The 7,783-nt window shown below is 55.4% G+C and carries 6 protein-coding genes; 1 reads left to right on the top strand and 5 read right to left on the bottom strand.

All coding sequences use genetic code 11. From position 1 onward, the window contains the following. The 5 genes from istA to AC2FNC_RS19270 all read right to left on the bottom strand — a co-directional run. Positions 1-813: IS21 family transposase (gene istA / locus AC2FNC_RS19290; protein ID WP_496716329.1), on the bottom strand; the 813-nt coding region annotated here is incomplete at its 3' end. A gap of 562 nt (positions 814-1,375) precedes the next feature. After that, positions 1,376-2,728 (bottom strand): (R)-1-hydroxy-2-aminoethylphosphonate ammonia-lyase, encoded by a 1,353-nt coding sequence (gene pbfA / locus AC2FNC_RS19285; protein ID WP_480520901.1) that lies wholly within the window; start codon positions 2,726-2,728, stop codon positions 1,376-1,378. Between the two features lie 106 nt (positions 2,729-2,834). Next, complete coding sequence (phnY, locus tag AC2FNC_RS19280) at positions 2,835-4,298, bottom strand: phosphonoacetaldehyde dehydrogenase (protein ID WP_480520903.1); 1,464 nt, start codon at positions 4,296-4,298, stop codon at positions 2,835-2,837. A gap of 3 nt (positions 4,299-4,301) precedes the next feature. Next, entirely contained in the window at positions 4,302-5,546 is a 1,245-nt protein-coding gene (gene phnA / locus AC2FNC_RS19275; protein WP_480555725.1) for a phosphonoacetate hydrolase, read from the bottom strand. Between the two features lie 17 nt (positions 5,547-5,563). Then, positions 5,564-6,751: a 2-aminoethylphosphonate--pyruvate transaminase gene (locus AC2FNC_RS19270; RefSeq protein WP_480477699.1), complete on the bottom strand. Its 1,188-nt coding sequence runs from the start codon at positions 6,749-6,751 to the stop codon at positions 5,564-5,566. A 120-nt stretch (positions 6,752-6,871) separates the two neighbouring features. Between AC2FNC_RS19270 and AC2FNC_RS19265 the strand changes: the two genes are divergently transcribed. Beyond that, the gene (locus AC2FNC_RS19265; RefSeq protein WP_480477701.1) at positions 6,872-7,762 is read left to right on the top strand and encodes a LysR substrate-binding domain-containing protein; all 891 of its coding nucleotides are present in this window, start codon (positions 6,872-6,874) and stop codon (positions 7,760-7,762) included. The last annotated feature ends 21 nt before the right edge of the window (positions 7,763-7,783 follow it).

Genomic DNA, 7,783 nt, shown 5'->3' with positions numbered 1-7,783 from the left:
TTGGCGCTTACGGCACTGCTCTTCGAGCCAGTTGTTGAAGGCATCCCAAGTCGGAAAACTCGGGACCGGCACCATGAAGTTGCGCCGGGAATAGCCAACCAGCCCTTCGACGGACCCCTTGTCGTTGCCCTTGCCGGGACGCCCGTAGCGGTCCCGGATCACGTAGTGGGACAGCATCTCGCTGAACAGCCGCGCGCGTCTGCGAGTTCCGTCGGGCTCGATCTTCGCCACAAGGCACCGGTCGTTGTCGTACAGGATCGACTGCGGAGCCGCCCCGAAAAACCCAAAGGCATGGACGTGGCCATCCATCCAGGCCTCTGCGGTCGCCGCCGGATAGGCCCGGACGTAGCAGGCGTCGCTGTGCGGCAGATCCAAGGCAAAGAAGTGGGCCTTCTGTTCAATGCCACCGATCACAACAATCGCTTCGCCGAAGTCGGCCTGAGCATGGCCGGGTGCATGGTTAAGCGGCACGAACATCTCGCGATGCCGTCGACCGTGTTCCCGAACATAATCCTTGATGATGGTGTAACCACCCTCGAAGCCATGCTCATCGCGCAGGCGTTCGAAGATCCGCTTGGCCGTATGCCGCTGTTTGCGCGGTCGCTGCCGATCTTCTGACAGCCATTGATCGATGATCCCGGTGAACCCATCCAGCTTGGGCCGCCGGATCGGTGCTGACCGCCGGTAGCCGGGCGGGACCGAAAACGCCAAGATCTTGCGAACGCTGTCACGTGATATCCCGAAATGCCGGGCCGCTTCTCGCTGGCTCATGCCCTCGGCACAGGCCAGACGCACTTTACGATACAAATCCACGGAAAAGATCCTCCCGCCCCCCCCCGTTACGAAAAGAAGGGCAAAGATGGACGACTTTTACGCCGCCCGCAGCAGGGTTATCCCGCCGCTACCGTGGTCGACTTTCTCACCGCCGTTCTCAATATCGCGGCAAAGGGAGTTTGAATACCCTATGGCAGGTAAAAAGTAGTCGCCTGCTGAACTGAATCTTTTTTTCCACCATTTGGCAAAGACGACGGGCTGCGATCTGTGGAGCACAGCGACAACAGGTCTTTCAGCTTCTGAATTACATTCGATACCATGAAAGACCCCGCTCTGTTGATATTGAGTTCCTGTAATCCCGTCAGTTTATTCAGTCTCATTTGTACTAGAGGCCGAATTGAAGATTTTGCCTTTCCCGTCACTTTCGTCAGCGCTTGAAGCCTGAGTGCAGTTGGATACTACAACGCCTTCGGCTAGATCCAAATTTTATTGTACGCCGTGCGCCATCGAACTCGTTGTCTTACGTCGCATTTTGGGGTCTTCGTCGCTGTCCCGGCTAGCCTCTTTTTCCTAACTGCCAAATTTTGACTGATCCGACGTGTCAACTCTCGGCCTTGATCGCAGCAACCACAATGTCGATTGCGTGGTCCAGATCCGATTGCGAGATGGTCAGCGGCGGCGACAATGTCAGAACGCATCCCTGACTGATCTTATAGCTCAAACCGGCCTCCAGACAGGCATAGTAAATCCGTTCGGCACGCGCATTACCCGGCGTTTTGTCGGCGCGATCATCGACGATTTCGACCCCGAACATCAAACCCCGTCCCCGAATGTCTCCGACGGTAGGTACGTTCTGAAGTTCGTCCATAAGACGGCCAATTGCGTGCTCACCCAACGTGGCCGATCGATGAACCAACCCCTCATCTTCGATGATTTGAAGCGTTGTCAAAGCGGCCCGCGCGGTAACCGGGTTCTTTTCGTGTGTGTAATGACCAATGGCAAAATCTCCGCAGACATCCAATTGTTTGCGGGCAACACAAGCGGCAATGGGCAGGATGCCCCCGCCAAGCGCTTTTCCAAGCGTCACAATGTCGGGGACGATCTCGTCATGTTCAAAGGCAAACATCCTGCCGGTTTTGCCAAGGCCTGTCGGGATTTCATCCATGATCAAAAGCGCGCCGTGACGATTGCACGCCTCGCGCACGGATTTCCAAAACCCCGGCGGTGGTACATAGGGCACCGCACGCATCGGTTCGGCTATGACCGCCGCCACATCTCCTTCACGCTCCAGAACATATTCGACCATTTTCGCGCAGGCCAACCCGCAGGTTTCCGGTCCCGTGTGATTGTATGGGCAACGGTAGCAGGCGAAAGGCGCGACGTGTTCAGTGCCCGACAAGAGGGGGCCCGCGATATGACTGCGGAACGTCGCCTCGCCACCGACGCTTGCGGCGCCAAAGCCCGCGCCATGGAAGGCATCCCAGAAGCTGATCGTTTTGAACCGACCGGTAGCGGCGCGCGCGATCTTGAGAGCAACCTCGTTGGCGTCAGAGCCGCCTGTGGTAAAGAGCATTTTCCCCAGATCGCCAGGTACGATATCTGCCAGTTTTTCCGCCAAATCCACTGCCGGATCATTGGTAAAGCGGCGGGGCGCGAAAGGAAGATCGTCAAGCTGCGCCTTGATTGTGGCAACCAGACGCGGGTGCCCGTAGCCTATGTGGTGCACCGAGTTTCCATGGAAGTCCATGTACCGGCGACCCTCCATATCCTCGATCCAGATCCCCTCGGCCTTTGCAATGGTGCTGACGCAGGGTGATGACAGAGATTGATGCAGGAATACATCCGCATCGCGTTTGAGCAGAGGTGTCGACTTTGGTCCCATGGACTTTCTCAACCACGCCTTGCGCGCCTCGGATGTGTTTGATTCCCCTTCCGTGTGGACAATCTGTGGCATGTCCGCTCCTCGTTTCTGTCATCAAAAGATGCGGGCCCCTAAAGGCCCGCCAGTATCAGGGAGGATATGAGGCGCCCTTCCCGTCTGTGGGGAAAGGACGCAAGGTTTAGTTGGGCCAGGGCAGCGAATAGGTTTTGACGTTGGTGAAAAACTTCATCGCCTCGATAACACCCTCCTTCACGCCGTTTCCGCTGTCCTTGATGCCGCCAAAGGGTGACATTTCAATGCGGTAACCCGGTTGTTCCCAGATGTTGCAGGTGCCGACATTCAATCCGTTGATAAAGGCGATGGCCCTGTTCAGGTCATTGGTGCAGACCCCAGAAGACAGGCCGAACTCGGTCGAATTTGAGATCGCCATCACCTCTTCGTCGTTGTCCGGCACGCGCACGATCGGCACGATAGGACCGAAAGTTTCTTCCATCACCAGCTCGCTGTCATGGGGAACCTTGTCGACGACGATAGGCGGCAGCAATGCGCCCTGACGGCCCGGGTGATACAGGATTTCTGCACCCTCTTTTTCAGCCTGAAGAACGCGGTTTTCGAATATCTCCGCGGCTTTGTCGTGGATCACGCACCCCAGCTCGGTTTCAGGGTCTTGCGGATCGCCAAATTTGATCTTCTTGGCCTTCTCCAGAACCAGCGGTACAAACTTGTCGGCCACACTTTCCTGCACGAGGATGCGCTTGACCGCCGTGCACCGCTGACCGGAGTTTCCGGTCGCACCCGCCACTGCGATTGTTGCGGCTTTGTCCAAATCCGCATCGCTGAGGTCATTCAGAACGATCAGAGGATCATTGCCCCCAAGTTCCAGCGCCTGACGCTTATAGACGCCTTTTTCAGCGATCAACTTGCCCACCGGCACACCCCCGGTGAAGGTGATAATATCGATATGTTCATTGGTGATCATCTCATCGCCGATGTCAGCCGGCCAGCCGGTCACCACCTGGAACATCTCGTGCGGCAGGCCTGCCTCGTAAAGTATGTCGGCCAATGTCAGCGCGGTCAGCGGCGTCAGTTCCGTGGGTTTACAAACCATACAATTGTTGGTTGCAATAGATGGCGCGATTTTGTGGCTTACCATATTCAAAGGGTGATTGAACGGGGTGATCGCACTGATTGCTTTCACCGGCTCTCGGGTGGTGAAAATCTTGCGGGCTTTGCCATTGTGGGTCAGATCGCAAGAAAAGATCTCGCCATCGTCTTTTAACGCCTCAGCCGCCGCAAACTGATAAACATCCTGTGCACGTTTGGTTTCGTAGATCGCATGCTGGTGGCAGATGCCCAGCTCTAACGTCAGCCATTTCGCAAGATAATCACGTTTTTCACCGATCAGCTCGCCTGCGCGCTGCAAAATCTGGCTGCGCTCGTACCGGGTAAGTTTGGGTTTGTAATTCGCCGCAATTTCGAAAGCCCTGCGTGCGTGTTCTGAGGTGCCAGCGGGAACATGGCCCACGACCTCGTTGGTGTACGGGTAGAGGACGGGAATGGTTTCATCGGTAAAGACGATTTCGCCACCGATCCGCATTCCTTCGTTACGAACTTCGATTTTCGACATGGTCTGGTCTTTCATGGCTTACTGTGCCGCCGCTGTAGTTGCGTAGAAAAAGGCATCAAAGTTGCGCAGCACGGGTTGGTTTGGCAGGTCGATGACACGATTCACGATGAAGGGAACTTCTTGTTCCGTCAAACCACCATGGCTGCGCAGGGGCTCTTTGAGCGCTGCCAGATCATGGCGATGCTCGGACGTTCCGATGCAAATGTTTTCGCCAGAAACCATTACAATGTCGCCAATCCGGTCACCGGGCAATTCGAACCGTTCAATGGCCTGAGCCTTGGTCAGCACATGGGTGATCCCATCGGTCGCCTTGAGTTTGGCAATGATGTCGCTCTGATCCGCGCCATCCGGCAGATATGCGGTCGCGAACGAGCCCAGTGCACCATGATGGACGACATACGGGTCAGTGATCGGAAGGATGACCCGCGCCGCATCCTCGCCCAGCCATTCGTCCATCAGGTCCTGCACATAGACGACCGAAGGGGATCCATCTGCCAAGTGCTTTGGCTTCATGCCGTGATCAGCCGTCACCACGATGGCGGCCCCCAATGCGTCCAATTCGCCCAGATAGCGGTCGAACATGGCGTAGAAATCCAGTGCGCCCTTTTGATCGGGTGCAAACTTGTGCTGGATATAGTCGGTGGTCGACAAATACATGACGTCGGGCTTGAACTCTTTCAGCAGCTTGACGCCAGCAGCAAAAACGAACTCGGACAGTTCGGCCGAGTAAACCTCGGGCACGTCCATGCCCAACCACTTGCTGGCATTGTCGATGCCGTGTTCCTCAAGCGTCGTTTCGCCCGAACGCTCAGAAGAGAATGCAACCGCCCTGCCCTCGTCAAACTTCAGCCCGGCACCAAGCAGCGCGCGAAGCTTGTCCTTGGCGGTTACCATCGCCACGCGGAAACCTGCATCATAGAACTGCGAGAAGATGGTCGGCGCACGCAGGAAGCGGACGTCGTTCATCATCACCTCTTCACCAGTATCGGGATCGATAAGGTAGTTGCCGCAGATTCCATGCACGATCGGCGGGCGCCCGGTGGCAATCGAAAGATTGTTGGGGTTGGTGAACGACGGGATAACAGAATGCGCCAGACGGTCCGTACCTTCCTCCCGCATCCGTTTGAGGTTGGGCATCAGCCCATTGGCAATCGCCACGTCGAGGTATTCTGGTTCACATCCATCAAGGCAGATGGCAATTGCGGGCACTTTGGGCGTCGGGTAGACGCGCTCATTTGCTTCGACAGGGGTTTGAATGGTCATCTGTTTTTCCTTGATTTTTATGCGGCCAACTTGGCGCGTTCTTCCAGTGCCCGGAGAGGAGGCGCAGCGCTTGTCACGCCCATTTCTTCCAGAGATTCTTTTGCGGCGATCACAACTTTACGCATGACATCTTCGTCCATCTGACCGATGCAACCGACGCGGAAACTGTCGACGACAGTAAGTTTGCCCGGATAGATAATGAACCCTTTTTCCTTCATCCGGTTATAGAACTGATCGAAGACGAATTTCTCATCAGCCGGGCAGAAGAAGGTAACGATGATGGGGCTCAACCAACGATTATCCAGCAGTGTTTCGAAACCCAGTTCACGCATGCCCGCGACCATGACGTCCCGGTTGCGGGTATAGCGGGCACCGCGACCTGCAACACCTCCTTCGGCAGTGTGCGCCCGAAGCGCCTCGATGAAGGCAGCGACCACATGCGTCGGTGGAGTAAACCGCCACTGGCCCGTTTTATTCATATGCGACCACTGCGCATACACATCCAGAGACAGCGAATGACTGTTGCCTTTTGCGGCTTCAAGCTCGGTCTTGCGGGCCACAATGAACCCAAAACCCGGAACGCCCTCGATGCATTTGTTCGCCGAAGACACCATGGCCTCGTAACGGATTTCAGTGGGTTTGAGCTCAATCGCTCCAAATGCGGACATCGAGTCGATCAAAAGCTTGCGCCCGGCGGCATATGTGACTTCCGATATCTCTTCGACCGGGTTCAGGATACCCGAGCTGGTTTCGCAGTGAATGGCGACGACGTGCGTGATGTCCGGGTCATCCGCAAGAATGCGCGCCACTTCGTCACCCCTCGGCGGAAGGTAATCGCCCTTGTCCAACACGACATGATCACGACCCAGGTACTGCAACGTCTGTGCCGAACGCTGCCCGTAGGCACCATTTGCCAATACCAGCGCTTTTCCGTCCCGCGGAATAAAGGATGCCAGCATCGCTTCGACAGAAAACGATCCGCTGCCTTGCATCGGCACGCAATCAAACTCGTCGGCACCCTCGCCAAGCAGGTTCAGCAGGCTTGATCGCACCTCTCGCGTCATGGCGCGGAAATCATCGTCCCAGCTTCCCCAATCGCGCAGCATGGCCTCTTTGACCGCATAGGAGGTTGTCAAAGGACCGGGGGTCAAAAGGTAGGGTTCGCCGAGGCGCGGTTGCTCTAATTTTGGTTTGGATGGCGTCATTACCAGGCTCCAGAACAGCGTTTTCAGGAACACAATTGCAGCAACGCTTGCTATATGTGAAATTGCAATTATCAATCTAATCATAGGCGCAGCCTATGCATTCATCTTCAGGGAACTGTAATGCGACACAGCCAGTTGAAAGCCTTTCATTACGTGGCCAAACATGGGGGATTTTCCCGTGCGGCAGAGGCTTTGTATCTGACCCAGCCAGCGATTTCAGAGCAGGTCCGAAAACTGGAACAGGATCACGACCTGTTGTTGTTCCAGCGTGAACGAAAACGCGTGAACCTAACGCCCGAAGGCGAACAGCTTTACCGATTCACCAAACAGTATTTCGAGATCGAAGATCAGATTGAGGATTACCTCTCTGAAACCAAAGCCGCGATCGATGGAGAATTAAGGATCATTGCCGATTCGGCGCATCACATGACATCTTTTCTGGCGCCGTTCCAAAAGAAATACCCTAAAATCACGATCACTGTGCGATCCGGCAACACCGAAGAAATCCTGGAAGAGCTTCGGTCTTACAATGCAGAGATCGGTGTTGTTGGCAGCCTGTCTCCTGGCAAGGACATGGACGTATTGAATTTGGGGTCCACTGAAATCGTGGCCTTTGCTGGCCAGGGCGTGCTTTTGGCATCAAAACCCACCCTGACCCTGAAGGAGTTGGCCGAGTTGCCCCTGATTTTCAGAGAGCACGGGTCAAAAACACGCGAGAAACTGGAAGAAGCAGCCGAGAAACAAGGTATCAGGTTAAACCCGGCGATTGTAGCTGAAGGCCGAGAAGCCGTTCGCGAACTTGTTGCCTCGGGTGCAGGTATCGGTTTTGTATCTCAGGCGGAATATGGGCACGATGATCGACTGCGGCAAATCAAATTGAAGGGTGTGAATTTGCAAATGGGTGAAAGCATGATCTCACTTTCCCAGCGTCGTGACGTCAAGATCATACGGGCGTTTATGGACTTTGCGGAGCGGGTTCTTGGGGAGAAGGAAACCGCCGGAGATATGTGACCGGCGGGTTCTTGAGTTTTT

This window comes from Ruegeria sp. BHSA123 (assembly GCF_059613425.1).
Note: the sequence above shows the minus strand (reverse complement) of the source record. Positions and strands in the feature narration are given on the sequence as shown.

Coding starts and splice junctions, on each gene's coding strand:
- AC2FNC_RS19270 (WP_480477699.1), bottom strand. CDS start 6,751: ATGACGCCATCCAAACCAAAATTAGAGCAACCGCGCCTCGGCGAACCC.
- pbfA (WP_480520901.1), bottom strand. CDS start 2,728: ATGCCACAGATTGTCCACACGGAAGGGGAATCAAACACATCCGAGGCG.
- AC2FNC_RS19265 (WP_480477701.1), top strand. CDS start 6,872: ATGCGACACAGCCAGTTGAAAGCCTTTCATTACGTGGCCAAACATGGG.
- phnA (WP_480555725.1), bottom strand. CDS start 5,546: ATGACCATTCAAACCCCTGTCGAAGCAAATGAGCGCGTCTACCCGACG.
- phnY (WP_480520903.1), bottom strand. CDS start 4,298: ATGAAAGACCAGACCATGTCGAAAATCGAAGTTCGTAACGAAGGAATG.